The organism is Variovorax rhizosphaerae (genome assembly GCF_037889975.1).
Lineage (GTDB): Bacteria > Pseudomonadota > Gammaproteobacteria > Burkholderiales > Burkholderiaceae_C > Variovorax > Variovorax rhizosphaerae.
The window spans coordinates 1-15,673 of sequence record NZ_JBBKZT010000050.1 but is presented as its reverse complement, the minus strand read 5'-3'; the positions used below and the strand labels follow the sequence as shown (position 1 = coordinate 15,673).

The 15,673-nt window shown below is 61.5% G+C and carries 15 protein-coding genes; 4 read left to right on the top strand and 11 right to left on the bottom strand.

Annotated elements, in window-relative coordinates; translation table 11 throughout:
- A partial coding sequence (locus WKW82_RS38640; protein ID WP_340348525.1) for a hypothetical protein occupies positions 1-211 on the top strand: 211 nt, incomplete at its 5' end.
- A 727-nt stretch (positions 212-938) separates the two neighbouring features.
- Here the strand turns inward: WKW82_RS38640 and WKW82_RS38635 are convergent.
- A complete protein-coding gene (locus tag WKW82_RS38635; protein ID WP_340348524.1) occupies positions 939-1,613 on the bottom strand; it encodes a transglutaminase-like domain-containing protein in 675 nt (224 codons plus the stop codon).
- A gap of 707 nt (positions 1,614-2,320) precedes the next feature.
- A complete protein-coding gene (locus tag WKW82_RS38630; protein WP_340348523.1) occupies positions 2,321-2,974 on the bottom strand; it encodes a hypothetical protein in 654 nt (217 codons plus the stop codon).
- A gap of 343 nt (positions 2,975-3,317) precedes the next feature.
- Here WKW82_RS38630 and WKW82_RS40735 point away from each other — a divergent pair, with 343 nt between their 5' ends.
- A complete protein-coding gene (locus WKW82_RS40735) occupies positions 3,318-3,623 on the top strand; it encodes a hypothetical protein (protein ID WP_422823694.1) in 306 nt (101 codons plus the stop codon).
- Between the two features lie 336 nt (positions 3,624-3,959).
- Here the strand turns inward: WKW82_RS40735 and WKW82_RS38620 are convergent, their stop codons facing one another.
- The 9 genes from WKW82_RS38620 to WKW82_RS38580 all read right to left on the bottom strand — a co-directional run bounded on the left by WKW82_RS38620 (position 3,960) and on the right by WKW82_RS38580 (position 13,329).
- Positions 3,960-4,367 carry an Hsp20/alpha crystallin family protein gene (locus WKW82_RS38620; RefSeq protein ID WP_340348522.1) on the bottom strand — a complete coding sequence of 136 codons (408 nt, stop codon included), beginning with the start codon at positions 4,365-4,367 and terminating at the stop codon, positions 3,960-3,962.
- A 15-nt stretch (positions 4,368-4,382) separates the two neighbouring features.
- Complete coding sequence (locus WKW82_RS38615; protein ID WP_340348526.1) at positions 4,383-4,835, bottom strand: Hsp20/alpha crystallin family protein; 453 nt, start codon at positions 4,833-4,835, stop codon at positions 4,383-4,385.
- A gap of 234 nt (positions 4,836-5,069) precedes the next feature.
- On the bottom strand, positions 5,070-5,441 hold the full coding sequence (locus WKW82_RS38610; protein ID WP_340348521.1) for a response regulator transcription factor: 372 nt from the start codon (positions 5,439-5,441) through the stop codon (positions 5,070-5,072).
- Positions 5,442-5,532: 91 nt separating this feature from the next.
- Positions 5,533-6,090, bottom strand: coding sequence for a hypothetical protein (locus tag WKW82_RS38605; RefSeq protein ID WP_340348520.1), 558 nt, complete (start codon positions 6,088-6,090; stop codon positions 5,533-5,535).
- 325 nt (positions 6,091-6,415) lie between these two features.
- Complete coding sequence (locus WKW82_RS38600) at positions 6,416-6,874, bottom strand: SET domain-containing protein (protein ID WP_340348519.1); 459 nt, start codon at positions 6,872-6,874, stop codon at positions 6,416-6,418.
- A 45-nt stretch (positions 6,875-6,919) separates the two neighbouring features.
- A complete protein-coding gene (locus WKW82_RS38595; RefSeq protein WP_340348518.1) occupies positions 6,920-7,171 on the bottom strand; it encodes a hypothetical protein in 252 nt (83 codons plus the stop codon).
- Positions 7,172-7,309: 138 nt separating this feature from the next.
- Positions 7,310-9,259: a phage integrase family protein gene (locus WKW82_RS38590; RefSeq protein WP_340348517.1), complete on the bottom strand. Its 1,950-nt coding sequence runs from the start codon at positions 9,257-9,259 to the stop codon at positions 7,310-7,312.
- A 1,476-nt stretch (positions 9,260-10,735) separates the two neighbouring features.
- Entirely contained in the window at positions 10,736-11,854 is a 1,119-nt protein-coding gene (locus tag WKW82_RS38585; RefSeq protein WP_340348516.1) for a ParB/RepB/Spo0J family partition protein, read from the bottom strand.
- 233 nt (positions 11,855-12,087) lie between these two features.
- The gene (locus tag WKW82_RS38580; RefSeq protein WP_340348515.1) at positions 12,088-13,329 is read right to left on the bottom strand and encodes an AAA family ATPase; all 1,242 of its coding nucleotides are present in this window, start codon (positions 13,327-13,329) and stop codon (positions 12,088-12,090) included.
- A gap of 511 nt (positions 13,330-13,840) precedes the next feature.
- Here WKW82_RS38580 and WKW82_RS38575 point away from each other — a divergent pair.
- Complete coding sequence (locus WKW82_RS38575) at positions 13,841-15,184, top strand: replication initiation protein (protein ID WP_340348514.1); 1,344 nt, start codon at positions 13,841-13,843, stop codon at positions 15,182-15,184.
- Between the two features lie 135 nt (positions 15,185-15,319).
- The coding region (locus WKW82_RS38570; RefSeq protein ID WP_340348513.1) for a hypothetical protein at positions 15,320-15,673 on the top strand (354 nt) is incomplete at its 3' end.

Below are 15,673 nucleotides of genomic sequence, written 5' to 3'. Positions count from 1 at the left end.
TCGCAGGTCGGGCTTTGACGCGGATGCCGCGAATCTTGGGCTAATGCCGACCGACGTGCGGAGCAAGGCCACGCCACCGAACAATGCGAGCAGCCTCCATGCGCAGGTGTCGTACATCGTGCGCACCGTGGGCAAGTTGCATGCCCGCCGATATTTGCGCGATCTCGTGGGCAGCGAGCTGGTGCCTTTGCCTCACATGCTTGGCGTGTGATACGAGCGGGCCATACGTTGCGCGTCAGTCGCTCCTGTCAAAGAGTGCTTGACAACGATTTCTGTGCAGCAGGGCCATGGCGGGAGTTGCCGCGCGACGTCTCTAGGGGCCGTGCAGGTTGTGCCGTCAGCACGCCATCCAGATCGCGGTCACCGCTTGGCCTTCTGCGCGCCGTGCGAGTCCAGCCCCTCGTGCCCGCAAAGAGACGGCGCGACAACCGCGCCGCCGGACCCCACTTCACAAGAGCCAAATGACGAACATGCAACGCACGCAGAACGCCTACCTCGGGGAGAGGTCTGGCATACCGTGCTTCTGCAGATTGTCTGTTCAGACTCGCCGGACCGCTCGGCGCCATCACTGTACCGGTGTACTGCGATAGTCGCGTGACCGCCTGCTTGAGTTGCGCCTAGCGGCTTGTCGTGGCCAGCGAGGATGGCGTCACGTCGCGTCGCGGCACGTGCCAGATCTGCTCGCCGCAGCGCTGCCATCGAGGCCCGCGTGAAGCAGGCGAAATTCTGGTCTTGACGCTTGCATGCCGCACGCGCGACTCTTGGAGTCTGACCCGGGGTTGGAGTCTGATACGGGAATCGCGCGTACGGATGCCGGGTCAGACCGACGGGTCGGACCCTCTGTCGGCACTGGGAATGGGCAGCCGCCGGAGACGGTGCAAAAGCGAATCTGCCAGGTAGTTGCTGAACTTTGCTTTGGCCGCAAGTGCGGCGCCAGTTCAATCCGCCACGACCTCGTCAGTCCAGACCTTGAAGGCTTCCAGCGTGGTCGCGCCAAACGCGGTGGACAGCGCGACATCGCAGGCGTCGCGGCCGCGCGCAATCAACACCCGACCGATGCGCGGCCTGTTGTTGCGCGCATCGAAGGTGTACCAACGCTCGCCCAGATAAGCCTCGAACCACGCCGCAAAATCCCCTGGCGCGTAGGGCGGCTGCGTGCCAACATCGCCAAGATAGCCGGTGCAATACCGCGCCGGAATGTTCAGGCAGCGACAAAACGTGATCGCCAGGTGCGCGTAGTCGCGGCACACGCCCTGGCCTTCGTTGTAGGCGCCCAGCGCGGTGCGCGTCCGACTCGCATTCTGGTAACCGAACTTGATGTGCTGGTGCACAAAATCGCAGACCGCTTGCACGCGAGCCCAGCCGGTTGGGGCCGAGCCAAAGCGCTGCCAGGCGATCTCGGTGAGCTGGTCGGTCTCGCAATAGCGGCTGCCAAGCAGATAGACCAGCGTCGATTCCGGGAGATTCTCCACCGGCGTCTGAGTTGCCCAGGGCGCCACGACATCGGCTGCGCCGCTGTCGTTGATCAGCGCGTCGGTACTGAGGACGAAGCGACCTTGGGGCGCCACGATGCGACTGCACCAGTTGCCGAACGGATCGCGGTACGCGGTCACGGGTACCGCGGGACCTGTCATAAGGTGATCGGGCCGCACCAGGTCGGACACACGCGAATAGTGGATGCTCAAGGTCAACATCATCGGCGTCGGCTGAGGGCACTGATACACCATTTCGAAACCGACTCGGAATTGCATACTCACCCTTTGTTGCTTCGCCAGACCCTACGCCCCGGGGCGTGCGGCTTTTGTCGGAAAGTACACGTGGCTTAGAGTAATGCCCGACTTGTAGAGCACCTGCCCCAACGGCATGTCGACCGATTCGAGTTCCGGGAACCAACGCTGCCGTTCGGCGTCCGCCAACGTGGCGAGCAAGTGGTTTTGATGGGGTTGGGAGACTTTTGAATAGCAACTCCTTCCAGCCGGAGCGCACCCAGTGCATCGCTCACGATCAAAGCCAGTATAGGCATCGCGGCAGGTCCGTGTGCGGTACCGCACAGTGACAGGTCTTCAAACGCTTCCGATGCCGCAATGACCATCTCGCTGCAAATCAGGCATCGAGATTCCATTTCGATTGAACAGCAGCGAGCGCTTGCGCAACCTCAGGCTGATATGCGCTTGCGTTCCCGAAGGTCCTTATCGTCCAGTTGCACCCGTCCTGCTCCGTGCTCGGCGGCTGCAAGACTGGTCTGGACACATGGACGTTCTCGCCATCGCTGTTCACGACTTCGCTCTCCTGGATGAGGCGAGAAACCTCCGCCTGAATCTCATCCGCAGTTTTGAGCATCCGACGCACTTGAGCCTCTCATGGTCTGGAGCAACAGTATGACGGTCAAAACACCGCGCGCACGAAATCGGCGCCGCCTGCGGTTGGCCTGCTGGACCCCCGATCGCTGCAAGCGCTCGAACTTGCACTTGATTTGCCCTAGGGTTTTGTTCGGCCCATCAGGCATCGTCAACCTGAAGCAACCAAGCTTCCTCAGCATGGGTCCGGCGCCGGAATCGACCTGGGCGGCCTCGCCGGGCGCGAAGCTCAAGGGCACGGGGATACCGGGCGGGCACTCGCCTCGCAGCGCAACGATCATCCGATACGCCGACGAATAGCTGCCCGGTAGCCGTGATTGCGCTTCAGCGCCCCCAGGATCGGTGGTGCCCTGCAGGCCCTGACCGAGCCAGCCGGCAATGCGTTCCCGATGCGATTCCAGCGTCGAGACGGTGGACGCGGCCAGCTTGGGCGCGCCAACGGCGGCGGCGATCTCGGCGTCCTCCGGAAAAGGAGTTTGCGCGTCGAGCCAGCCGTGCTGCTCGGCCAACGCGCGCAGGTCGGCCAGCTTGTGGCGGCCCATGCAATGACTTCGCGCGATCCCTCGCTCGTAGGCGCCCCGCCGCATCTGTGCAAGGGAGATTCGGTACTGGAACATCTCGATCCTCCTTCGGCGCCGCTGCCTCCGTGGGGGACTGACAAGTCGCTCACTTCAACACGTGATCAACCCATTCAGATCGAGGTGCCCTTCAACTCCTCTGGCTCCAATATGCCGAAAACGAAGTGGCTCCATTACGGCGGAAAACCACTGGCTCTTTTAGGCCGGAAATGAACTGGCTCCTATGTGCCGAAAGATGACAGCCGCGACCGCACCTGTTCCCAGGCGACCCATCAGGAACCCAAAACCCGCGGCGCCCAGTTGCAGCTGCTGCGCCGCAATGGCCGGCAACAAGCGCCCACAGCGCTGATCCCGTTCCGCTGGAGGTGAGGCGCAAAGCCCCTTGCAGCGCGGCACCTTCGAGAACACGAACGGCCTGCTGCGTCAGTTCATGCCCAAGCACAGACCTGAGCTGTTCAGCCAGGACGAACTCGACGGGATCGCCGACAGCATGAATAACAGGCCTCGCGCCAAGCACGACGGGCAGCCGCTGGAGGTGTTCGCGCAGACACTGGCGTCTCATGAACCGCCTGCATCAATTCAGCAACTCCCGTTGCGCTTCACCCTCGAAACCGCCCCGCAAAGAACGCAACGCATGCCTACTCTGACGCCCCACGGGAGCGTTCCACCAAGCCACGCAGCCGTCTGACCACGTTTATCGTCGAACCAGCCCCTCTCAATTGCGCATCGGGTTCGCCATTCGTGCGCAGTTCCGCCATTCCCCTCGCAGTGATAGCGGTGACCAGCGCGGCCCGAGGGGCCTCCATCGCCTGGGCTTCTGCGGCGAAGACCGCGCGAACCAAGCCAGCTGCATGCAGGACCCTCAGCTTGTCGATGTCCTCAGGCGACCTGAACGAAGCCGGCAGGGGCGAGGCTGCAATACGCCTCAGCAGCTCCATGGCCATGATCGATGCTCCTCCTGTAAGAAATCAAGATACCTCGGGCGCCAGGGCGGCTTGCGCCGCCCTGCCCTTCTCGGCCGCTATCAGACTGCAGTCACCGCGATCCGCCGCGGCTTCGCATGCTCGGCCTTCGGTATGCTCAGTCTCAGTACGCCGTTGGAGAGGTCCGCCGCGATCCTTTCCGGATCCAGTTCCTGGCTGAGCGTGAAGGTTCGATGGAAGCGCCCCAGCCCGACCTCGGCATGGCTCGATTGCAGACCCTCCGGCAATCCCAGATCCATCTCTGCGTCGATCGTGAGGGTCGCCGCTTCCACCTGCAGGTGCAGGTTTTCCCGGGAGACGCCGGGCAAGTCCGCGTACAACGTGATGCCGTCGACGTCTTCAACCACATCCACCGGTGGCATCAGCGCCGCATCGCTGTAGCGTGATGCAGCCCGCGGACTTCCCGCAGTGGACGAAGGGCGGTCAGCTTGATCACTAAGATGGTTCATTTCAATCTCCTTTCATCATTGGATAGCGATACGGCGCGGTCGGGACGAGGCACGCCTTTGCACTGTGATGCGCACGACACCATCTCGGTAGGTTGCATCGATGGCTTCCGGATCCGCATCCTCCGGCAGTGAGAGGACGCGTCGGAACTCGCCAGAAAAACGTTCGTTGATGTGCACCGTGGCCTGCTTGCCATCGGCGCTATTGCGCCCATCGTCGACACTGGCGGTGCGCTGACCCGCGATCGTCAACACGCCGCGATCCAGATCGATTTCGAGGCTCTGCGGGTCCACGCCCGGTGCGAATGCGTAGATCTGCACCGCGTGCTCGGTGCCCCCTACGTTCAACGCAGGAAAGCCGCCGCGGCCGAACCCGCGGATGCTGGGAGAGAGGTCCATGGCCTGCTGCATCTCGCGCTGCAAGCGGTCCACCTCGGCAAAGATGTCGCGCGGAAAAAGAGATCTATACATAGCGAGTACCTCCATTCAGTTGAACAGAGCGCCGGAGGCGTCCTTCCAGCGCTTCCGACTTGCAAGCTAGAGGCTGGCTAAACGCTTTTCAAGAGGGCGCCACGAAGGATTCAGCAAACACAGCGGGGGTGATGCGCCCAAGGTGGCGGGATGCTCATGAATGAAATCCCGGTGCGATTTCGAACTGCCTAGGCAACACGGCGCTGTTACCCAGTGCCTCACATGGCACTGACTTCAACGCTTCAATCCACCGCAAAACTCGAAGAACGCTTCGAGTTCGGTCGACTTGTCAAAGACGGCCGTTGCGCCCAAGGATGCCGCGCGCTCGCGCATCATGGGCGTCGCGTAGTTGGACAAGATCACCAGCGCCGTATCCGGACGCCTGGCTTTGAAGTGCCTGAGCACGCCGAAACCAGAGCCGTTCTTCAGCAGCAGGTCGATGACCACCAGATCAAGCGCGCCGCCGTATGCATCGAGCCATTCCGCGGCGGCCACTTCGGTCTCCGCGTAGGCGATCACCTCCGCACCGGCAAGGTCGGCCAAAGCCGGCAACAAATTGTCGCGGATGGTGGCGCTGTCTTCGACGAGGAAAATCAGTAGCGGCATGCTCGTCGTCGGTGCGGGTGGAAGGAGCCCGAGGCTCAACGCCGAGCTTGTTCGATCCTGTGGGTCAGTTGAGAAAAGTTGTGTCAGATTTCTACGCGCCACCCTCGGTCGACTTTCGAGCGTTGACCTCCGTCGCCAGTTGTTCGTTGACTTTGTCGAGCTTGTCGGAAGCCTCTTCCAGTTGCTTTCCAAGCTGCTCGGTTTGCTGTGTGGCCAATGCGACGTCGTCCGCCAAGCCAGCGGGCACAGCTTGTTCCAACACCGCATGGACAACCGCAAGGTGGTCAGCGACCTGTTTCACCTCTTCGGTAGCCTCCTTGTTCGCATCCAGCACATCTGCCAGGTCGCCGGGTTGCGGTAGCTGCTTTCCGATTCCGTCGCTCATGATCCGGTCCTTTCCGATTGCCAAGCCACCTTGATTGCTGCGGGCATTTTGCAGAAAAGGCAACGCCAGCGAAATCTGAGCAGCCTTGCGACCCCAACCCCCGACGCAGTGGGGGAACAGCCGTGCTGCAGCAGCCGACCGCAGCGCCTTTGTCTCGGCCTTCGAGACCCCTTGAAAATTTCGCGCTCCGAAACTACATTTCCGTCGCTTCCAACAAGCAGCATCTCCACCACCAAAGAAAGGAGCTTGATCATGAATTCTCATACTGTCACTCCCTCTGCGCGAAGTGGTCACGTTGGCCGCGAGGCGACGAGGCGGCGCAGTGAGCCCGCCGGCATGTCTGACGGTCGAACGCGGGCGTATCCGGTTGCGCGTGACGTCGTGCGCCGGGTGCAACGCTCGGCACCGCTCTTCGACACGATCGGGGAACGACATCGGGCCGAACTCCGCTGATCGGCGTCTGCGTCATGGGAGCTCCGGCATTGGCGGGCGCTCGGTTGCGACGCGCTCGTTGAGCGCAACCCTAGGCGCCGCTGCCGAACGTGCTTGCAGGTCTCGCCGTGAGCGCGAGCGTGCGGGTCGTCGTTAGTCACCCGGATGCGTGGGGTGGCGCCACCATGCTTCCCCGGCACGAGGCTGCACGACAAAGGCACCTGTAGTCGGACGCCATGGACGCCTCGTCCACGATCAACCCATAGTCCAGAAAGAGCTCTTCGCCCGCAAGCAGCGGTCTGAGCGCATAGATCCTCAGAGCCAGGCGTCCCTTCGCGTCAATCTCCTCGACTGCTTCGCAGTTCGGCTCGCAAGAATGATTGATGTGTCGTGTGGCGTTGCCCCCGCGGCTTCCGTCGATCGTGTCGCCATTCGACAAGGAAAACAGGTATGTCAGGCTGTCATCCCAGCGGCGCCTGCACAATTGGTCTTCCGAGAAACGTCGACCCTGATACGTGCCCAGAAGCGTGGCCGTCGGGAGATCCTGCGTCACAAAGGCGCCCAGCCCATGAACGCCACTGTCGGCTACTTGCAGGTATGGGGTACGGATGCTCATGTCGTTCGAACGTTGGAGATGTCCGACTGCAGTCGCCGGTTCCGGTTACTCATCATCCTGCGCCGAATTCAACACTTCATGGGCGCAAACATTGCGCCCCGTGTCCGTCAGCCGCAGACCGCCCCCGTGCCATTCGAGCCAGTCGAGTTGGACGTACGCATCGATATCACCGCCGTCGATCCGGTCAGCCTTGCCATCCTTCAGGCGTCTTGCCGTCAAGGGCAAGCCCTGACGCAGCCTCTCCTTCTCAGCGGCTTTCGAGAGATCGGGCGGGCGATGTTTCTTCATCGATTTCATGATTCTCCAGATCATCGCTGCGGTTGAAGACCGTTGCGACATCCAAGATCTGACGCGAATCGAAATTTTCGCCAACATTGCTTCGCAATGGGCGCGTGCAGCGGCCTGCGGGGGTCCTGCACCATCTCGCATGTCGAGTCAGCTCGATTTCCAGAACCCCCGCATCGCCTTCAATCTTTCATCGCGTTCCGTCGAGATGTACAGGGACGTTGTGGCGAGCGAGACGTGCCCCAGATTGTTCTGAACGATCTGCAACGGCACGGGCGCGTGCCCTTCCCTTCCGTTGAGCGCATGGGCCCCAAACGAATGGCGCAGCCAGTGGGTGCTGGCCTTTTTGAGTTGAGTCGCATCGGCGGCGTCGAGCCCCTCGGCGGCCTGGGCGAGGAACGCCTTGATCGCCTGGTACAGCCCCGAGGCCGACCACGCCACGGGCCGCTTCGGGTCATCTTCAAACCGGCTCATCACATGGATGCCGCGGTTGCTCACCGCCCCCACCTGGCGCTCGAAGCCATGGCGAGCCAGCTCATCGCCGAGTTCCATGACGAACTCGGCCGGCACTGGCACCTCGCGGCTGCGGTTGCCCTTGCCGATCACGGCAAGCAGCCAGTCCGAGGCCATGGTGCCATCGCCGGTCCGGTACTCGACCGGCGTCAGGTCTTCGCACTTCACGCTCGTGATCTCGGCCAGCCGCAGCCCCGTCGCATAGAGCCAGCGCATGCCACGGCGCAGGCGCCTGTCCGCCTCGGTCTCACCATGCTTGTCCAGCAACGCATCGATGTGATCCCATTGCGCGAAGGTCAGGGTCCGGCTCGATCCCAGCGGCCGCAGGGGCTGAACCGGCAGGGCCACCGCAGCGAACGGATTGCCCACCAGGTAGCCTTGGCGCATCAGGAAGGCAAACAGGCTGCGCACCACGGTCAGTGAGTGCCGCAGTGTCACGCCGCTGAGCGGCCCTTCGAGCGGGCGCCACAGCGGGGACCAGCGCTGGTGGTGGCGCGGCCCGCACCAGCCCGCGGGCGGGTCGGCCAGGAAGTCCCGGTAGGCGGCCGCGTCCTCGACCGTAATCGAGGAGAGCGCCCTCTTCCTTTCCAGCACCGCCCACAACAACAGCCGCTCCGCTTCCTTGCGATAGGCGCGCTGGGTCGCCGACAGGTTTCCCTTGGCCCCCGCGGCCTTCGAAGACAACCAGGCCCCGATCGCCTCGTGATCGTTGCCGGCCATGAGCAGGCAGTGCTCCGGCGGCGCCCTAAAGCGCCCTGCCCTGCCGTCGAGCTCAGCGGGGAGTACGAATTTTTCATAAGGGCGGATCGCCGTCGCCGCCAGCACCACGGCCTCCAGCGTGGCGCTCGCCAATTGCATGCGCGGTTGCGCCACGTGGACGCCGACCCGCAGGCCCAACACGGCCTCGTTGGCCTGCAGCCACTCGACGATGCGCGCGGCCTTGCCCTCCCCCACCCCCGGCACCATGACCCACCAGCGCGCGCCGACCCCGTTGATGTGCGCGACCAACGACGACAGGGTTGGCAGCCCTGCACGCTCGAGCCTGTGAGCCATGGAAGGATTGATCCAGGCCGCGACGCTGTCGCCCGGTTTGGGGTCCTGGGCCACCAGCGCCTGCAGCCAGCGCAGCGCCTCGAGCTGGCGCTCGACCACGCGCGCACGGCGAGACCGTTGACCCTTGCTGCCGCCGCCCTGCACTGCCCCGTTCTCCTTCTTTCCGGCGGGATAGGCGTCCTGGTAGGCCTCGAGTTGTTCTTCCTCCGAGAAATCCTCCAGCCCGTTGGCCGCGGCGAACTCTGCCAGGCTCGGCAGCGCTTTCGCGGGCGCCGCCGCCTCCGCCGTGATTCGCTCGGCGTCGATGAGGATCAGCCGCGCGGTGCCCGGCTTGTTCTCGCGCCGCGCGGCGGCGGCAAACTGGTCGCGGATCCAGGCGATCGTGCGCCGCACGGCGCGCACGTCCGTGTACTCGCCTTCCAGGTGCAGATACCGGTTCCAGCTGGCCTTCTCGTCCAGCCCCTGGGCGAGCGCGCGCATGAATGCGAAGTGCCCGCTGTGGAGTTTCCTTGGCGCCTGGTTTATCTTTTCCATCTGCGGGGCGGGAGCGTGCCGAGGTGATCCGGGCGGCCTCGGGACGCTCGGGACCAGAAACTCCACCAGGGGACCTTGGGCTCCGGCGGCGGCAGCATGGACACAGGCCGCGTTTCAACCCCGCTGGCGCGCACCCGCCGGCGCCGCTCGACTTCCAGGATGTGCGCCGCGCCAAAGGCCTCACGGTCCCCATAGCCCGCCCGCATGCGCCAGTCGGCGGCCAGGCTCGCAAGCTGCTCGTCGTCGAGTTCTGATACGTTCTGCAAGGTCGGAAATTCCATCATCCTCCGGAGGCTACCCGAGTAAACCGCGGACGATCCGCACACAGGGCAACCGAGTTTCACGAGGGGGTCGGTCAAAGCGCGATTTTCGGGGTCGCGCAGCGCAGTTGCGTCTCTACGCGGCCTCGCAGGGCCCGGCTCGTACTTTGCCAAACACGACGCGCACATAGCGCCTCTTTCTCAACAGCATCTCAGCAGCGTCTCGATCTGTAGCAATTTGTACGATGTCCGGATTTCACCTTCTGGAGGGACCTCAGCGGCCGACAACAAGATCGACGCAGAACACGGACGGTTCGCGCGACGCGCTCAAACTGCCCTGTCGAACATCGAGTCCCTTCGCGCACTTGGAGGCCCTTCTTCCCTTGCCGCCTCAAGTAGGTTCAGACTCCACTTTAACTTGCCGAGAGGCGATTTGGTTGATGATAAGAAAAATTATCATCAATGCAGAAATGCGAGGTCAAAACGGCAATTTTGAAAGTTGCTGATCTGAAAACCAATGAAATCAACAACTTGCGAGGCCGCTCCCCTAATGTAAGCGAAGCGGGCAGAACTTGGGTGATGCGCGCAAGAGCTATGTTCGCCCGCCCAAAAGCTCCAGCGGCCGGCTCACGCTCCGTTTGGGACCGGCCGCTCCGCGAATCCTAATCCTCAGGCAAATCAGCGCCGGATCCTAGGCCCGGATGCCTTGGTAAGCCCAGTCAATGGCATGGTCCTTCGCAGGGGCCTGAATCCACCAAGCTCGTGCACGTGATCGCCCCGCTCTGCGATATGAGCATCGCGACCGCGGGGAAGCGCAAGGGTGGGAATTCTTGCGAGATTGATGCTTAAGCGGATCGTACACTCGCCCGACGCAATATGGAAGTGAGTGCTCACAAATTTAAAATTCGTTTTGTGCGCTAGGCGCGAGGAGTTGCTACCCTACCCTACCAATGAACCTTCTTGGTCACCTGGCAGACCGATCGCGGTCAAGGGCAAAGGGTTTGGGCTCTGGGCTGTTTCGCCCTGCCCCGCCCACCTTCGATGCTTAGCGAACGGGGCCCGGTGACAGCGCCAAAGTTACGGCTCGCCACAGGCCGGTTCCGGCGCACGCTGATAGAGATTCAAGCCGAATAGGTTCGGCGGGCGTAGCCGCGACAGAGCCATGTGCAAGTCCCTTCAACCCCATTACCCAGATGCTCTCGGCGTCAGGCGGCAATCACGTTTTCCTGCCTAGAAAGGAGTCCACCACCTTGGTCAACTTACGCTGTTGCCCCTCATCTAGGGCGTGTTCGAACGAGACTGTCGCCCTGCCCTTTCGGTCGAAAGTCAACAAGGCCAAGCGTTTGCCTTGCTCGTCTTTCCATTCAACTGGAGACGTTGCCGAACGGCCGCTCTTGTTGGCGTTAGCGGTAAGCGTTGAGAACACCGCAGCTGGGCTCGGCATTGGGCTCGCGGCCGCAATCTCTCGCGCGGCGGCCAACAGCGCTTCTGGGTCTCTTTGATGCGCGTCCTTGAGCGCCGTCGCCCATCTGAACTGGAGGTTCAGAGGAGATCCAAACGCCCGAACGACGTCTGCTGGGAGTTTTGCAAGCGCCATTGCCTTGCTTATATTTCCCATATCACGGTCGATCGCGGCCGCAAGCTGCTTCGCTGACGGAAACAGGCCATGCTCCAAGGCGCGCATATACATGACACCCTGCTCCCACGCAGAGAGGTCCTCGCGCTCGCGATTCTCCCGTTCCATCTCCACGAACAGATCGGCGTCGGGCATATCCCGCTGGATGAGCGCCAACACGGGAATGCCCAGTTCAAGACACGCCCTGTGGCGCCGGTGGCCAAAAACGATTTCCCAGCGTGCGCCTTCTGCTCGGGGCGAGTCGAGCGCGCGAACCTTGATCGGCTGGACGTTGCCGCCAGCACTTGCGATTTCCTGCTTGAGCCTCGCGAACACTTCCGTCGAGAAATGCGATTCATCGCGGTTGGCCCACTTTGATGCGACGATTTGCGACGGGTCCAAGCGACGCGCCACATCTGCGCCATCAAAGGCGTTGACTTGTTCGCGCAAGCGCACGACTTCTCGATGCACTTCTGACTGTTCTGTCATGAAGGCCATCATGCTGCCGGGGCTTGTCTTCGGCGTCCCGAGGCTCAGACGAGTCGGGGCGACTGCGGCCGTCGGCGCGACCGCTTGCGCTGCCAGTTCGGCGATTTCGGTGGGTACCGCAGGCGCATCGCTCAAGGGCAACGGTTGACCGGCGACCGCGTCGACTGCGGGCGTTGCTGGAAGATTTGCGGTCACGCTGAACGCGCGTTTGATGAGGTCTTTATTGGCCATGAACACGTTCCTTCGCTGACGCCCGGGGCACAGGATAAAGTGGAGAAGATTTTTCGGGGCGTCCGAAAACGCATGGGATAGCATTTCCCAGCAAGGGGTTTGTACGGTACAAACCCATCTGATTCGCGCGCAGATCATGAAGCGCTGCCGTGTTGCGAGGGGAGGTTTGTACCGTACAAACCCCTTCGCCCACGCCTTGCACTCCCATCGACGCGATGAGGTTCACTGCCATCTCAGACCTCGACACGCAGAGGGTTTGTACCGTACAAAGCCCCCGCGCTACCAGGCAACTGACGCGCCCATGCATTCCGTATCGAGACCTCAATGTGCTGCACAAACAGGTCATATGCATCCCGCGCTCGCTTGTAGGTCTTGTCCTTGGCATCAGCCGCCTCGCTGTCGTACACGGTGCCGAAACCCGACGACTTCTGGGACGCTATCGACGTGCGCGGAATCTCCAGCGGCAGCACTTTTTCCTTGTAGGTCGCGCCTATCCATTCGCGAACTGCGTCGGCGGTCGTCGAAGCGCCGCGGCCCGCCTTTGGCGGCACACGCGACAACAGAATATTGATGAAGTCGAAGTTCTTGGTCTGCCCACGCGACTCCAGCATGGTTTCGGTCAGGTCGGAGAACAACGACCAGAACTGCGTCGAGGAGGCAAAGTCCAGCGTCTCAGGAGGCAACGGCATGATGATTCCATTCGCAGCCATCAGCGCATTGATCGTGAGATAGGAAAGGGCAGGGGGGCTGTCGATCACGATCACGTCATAGTCCGCGCGCACATCATCGATGCCCAAGTCCAGTACCTTGTAAAACTCAAAACCCGAGAGCCCTTCCTTGCTCTGCCGTGAAGGCAGCATGAACTCTGCATCGAAGAGCGAACTGGCAGCAGGCACAAGATCCAAGCCGTCCCAATAGGTGCTTCGAATCATCGGCCGGACCGACGACGAACTTCCATCGGCAAGGGACATGATCGTGTCAGCCGCCGAGATCTCGACGTCCGGAAGAATGCCGAAGAGAGTGGTCAGAGAGGCTTGGGGATCGGTGTCGATAACCAGCACCTTGTGTCCCAGCAGCGTCAGTCCCTGTGCCAAGGTCATGGCAGTGGTCGTCTTCGTTGTGCCACCCTTGAAATTGGCGATCGAGATCGTGATCGCTTCAGCACCCTCAGGCCGAAGAACGTCCTTTCGGTAGTCTCGAACCCACTGGCGAGTTTCCTCCAAGGTGAAGACACGCTTTCGGCCGTTCGACACAAGGGTACCCGAGGGCATATCCTTGCGACTCGCGACCCGATGGGCGAAGGAGCCTCGAGAGGTTGCTTCACATAATGTGGCCACCTGGTCGGCGCTGAAAACGGGCGCTGCCTTTCGAACCATCGGAGCCAGCATTGCCGAGCGGATGCTTGAAAGCATCGTCGCTGCGTCGACCGCCTGCTGATGCACAGAGGCCAGAGTGATAGGGGGGCGAATGTCCATTGGGTGATCGTGTTGGTGTTTATGCGCGAGATTGTGCGCGTTGGACGAGTTTTGCGCAAACGCGCGAAGTTTCGTCCAAATCTGCAGCAACTGATCCTGAAAAAGCTCCAAGCCCGAAGGGCGGGTATTTTTAGAACTCCAATACCTTGAAGACCTTTAATACTTTGGGACAGAAAAAGTGTTTAAAATCAACGACTTATTCGCTGTTTTGGAGCCAGTTCGGTGACCTATGGAGCTTTTTCGGTACGCTCCTGAGTGGATACAGGTGCTTCCGGCGGACCTCCGGTGGCGTGGCGCAGTGGATACAGTTGGCCCGTTGCTGAGAACCAGCTGGGAGCTGGGCCTCATATTCAACGCCCGTAACGGAGCTTTTACAGTGAATTGAGGCCTCCTCAACGACCGCCTGAGCCTTCCTGAAGCGGAGCTTTTTCAGTGGATCCCCGCGGAATCCATTGCCGCGACATGTGAGAGGCGGTTTCACATGAACTGGGGGATGCGCTAAAGTCTGCGCATGGCAACGGACGCGATCAAGGAACATTCACCGGCACGAAGTGCGGCGCCGTTGCTCAAGCCGGTTTTTTCTCTAGCATTGGTGCCTCAGAACAACAAGATCACGGCGCTCGGACGCCGCACCTGGAACGTACTGCTGCACATTGCGCAGGACCAAGGTCTTGAACGGGAGACCTTTCGGTCTGCATTGACGGATATCGTGAAGGGGCTGGACTACAACAGCGGTGACATGAAGATCATCAAGACCCATTTGCGGTCGATGGTCTCGACTCTTGTGGAATGGCAGTCCCCCACAGCAGGCGAGTGGCAGACCTGGGACGTGTGCGGGATGCTTTCACATGCCAAGCTCGTCAAGGAACGCGGTCAGATCTGGGTCGAGTGGTCGTATGCGGTGAACATGCGACACGAGCTTCTGGATCCCGAGATCTTCGCGAAGCTGTCGCTCGACGTCATTTCGCAGTTGGGATCGCATCCTGCGGTCGCGCTTTACGAAATCTGTTCACGCTATCTCGGCGTGGGGCAGACGGCCCGCAAATCATGGGCCTGGTGGCGGCCGGTTTTGTTGGGCCGCCCCGACGATGAGCGGTTGCAAAAGCTGGAGTACCGCATTTTCAAGCGCGACACGTTGCGGCCTGCGATCGCCGAGATCAACGCGCTGGCCGATATCGAGATCGAGATGCTCGAATTCAAATCCGGGCGCTTCGTCTCGGACCTGCAGTTCACCGTGAGAAAAAAGCCCCAGCGTGTTCTCGCGCTGCAGCAGCGAACGTCGGCCGAGCCTGTCGATGTGGGCGTTCTGGCAAGCGCGGAGCGGCTAGGCATCGACCACACACGGGTTGAACGCTTGGTCGAGGAATACGGAGATGCTGCAGTGGCCAGCGGAATCGAGGCCGTCGAGAAGCGTGCGGCAAGTGCATTCCCCGAACCGCTGCGCGACCCCCTGCGCTATCTCAAGAGCGTGCTTCCCGGGCATGCGGCCGCGCAGGCGGAAACGCTGGTCCAGGCTGAGGCCGTCAAGAAGGCTGAATCTGCCGCGTTGCCGCCGAGCGAGCGGCTTGCGCAGTGGGAAAAAAAATGGCTGGCCGAGCGAATCGAGGCCGTTGCGGCCGAAATCGCGGCGCTCTCAGCGGATCGCCAGTCCGAATTGGTCCGCGAACTGCAGGAAAGCCTCGTACGCCGCAATGCTCATCCAGCCGTGATTCAGCGACTCCTCAGCAAAGGGTGGACGCACCCCATGGTGCGGCACGAAATGGTGAGCTTCTATGCGACTGCGGCGCACGGTCCAGCGTGGGATAAACCAACCGACAGGCAACTGCTTGCGATCGCCTCGGCAACAATTTCCTGAAAGCAAACTCGCTAAGCGCGACGCGTCCCAATGGGCCGAAAACATCACACTGGTTGGCCGGGATCTCCTTAATCCGCGCCACAGACTTTGCATGCTGTTCGAGGTCTGCGGTGCAATATTTACAAGGGCCAAGACTTGACCGATCGCATTGAAGAGACGATGTTCGAGATCGGTTTCCAGAATCTGTGTCAGCTCGTCGCTTCCTACTTGGAGGACGGCCGAGAGAGTCGAGCACTGGCGCTGGCCATGGCATTCCTGGTATTCGATGATGAAGCTGCCTACAGCAATCGATCGTCGGCGTACGAGTCGGGCACATCGGTTGATCAGGCACTCCGAGCAGTCTCGCAAGCTGAGCAGAACTTGGACAACAAAGGCGCCATCGACAGCGAATGGCTGCTCACAGCTTTCGAAGCATCGCCCTTCGCCTTGCTCACTTGGCTCGATCGTCGGCTTACCACTGCTGAAGGCACGACGTACATGATTCCAGCC

Coding starts and splice junctions, on each gene's coding strand:
- WKW82_RS38585 (WP_340348516.1), bottom strand. CDS start 11,854: ATGGCCAATAAAGACCTCATCAAACGCGCGTTCAGCGTGACCGCAAAT.
- WKW82_RS38580 (WP_340348515.1), bottom strand. CDS start 13,329: ATGGACATTCGCCCCCCTATCACTCTGGCCTCTGTGCATCAGCAGGCG.
- WKW82_RS38600 (WP_340348519.1), bottom strand. CDS start 6,874: ATGAGCATCCGTACCCCATACCTGCAAGTAGCCGACAGTGGCGTTCAT.
- WKW82_RS38620 (WP_340348522.1), bottom strand. CDS start 4,367: ATGAACCATCTTAGTGATCAAGCTGACCGCCCTTCGTCCACTGCGGGA.
- WKW82_RS38605 (WP_340348520.1), bottom strand. CDS start 6,090: ATGAGAATTCATGATCAAGCTCCTTTCTTTGGTGGTGGAGATGCTGCT.
- WKW82_RS38590 (WP_340348517.1), bottom strand. CDS start 9,259: ATGGAAAAGATAAACCAGGCGCCAAGGAAACTCCACAGCGGGCACTTC.
- WKW82_RS38630 (WP_340348523.1), bottom strand. CDS start 2,974: ATGTTCCAGTACCGAATCTCCCTTGCACAGATGCGGCGGGGCGCCTAC.
- WKW82_RS38575 (WP_340348514.1), top strand. CDS start 13,841: ATGGCAACGGACGCGATCAAGGAACATTCACCGGCACGAAGTGCGGCG.
- WKW82_RS38615 (WP_340348526.1), bottom strand. CDS start 4,835: ATGTATAGATCTCTTTTTCCGCGCGACATCTTTGCCGAGGTGGACCGC.
- WKW82_RS38595 (WP_340348518.1), bottom strand. CDS start 7,171: ATGAAATCGATGAAGAAACATCGCCCGCCCGATCTCTCGAAAGCCGCT.
- WKW82_RS38610 (WP_340348521.1), bottom strand. CDS start 5,441: ATGCCGCTACTGATTTTCCTCGTCGAAGACAGCGCCACCATCCGCGAC.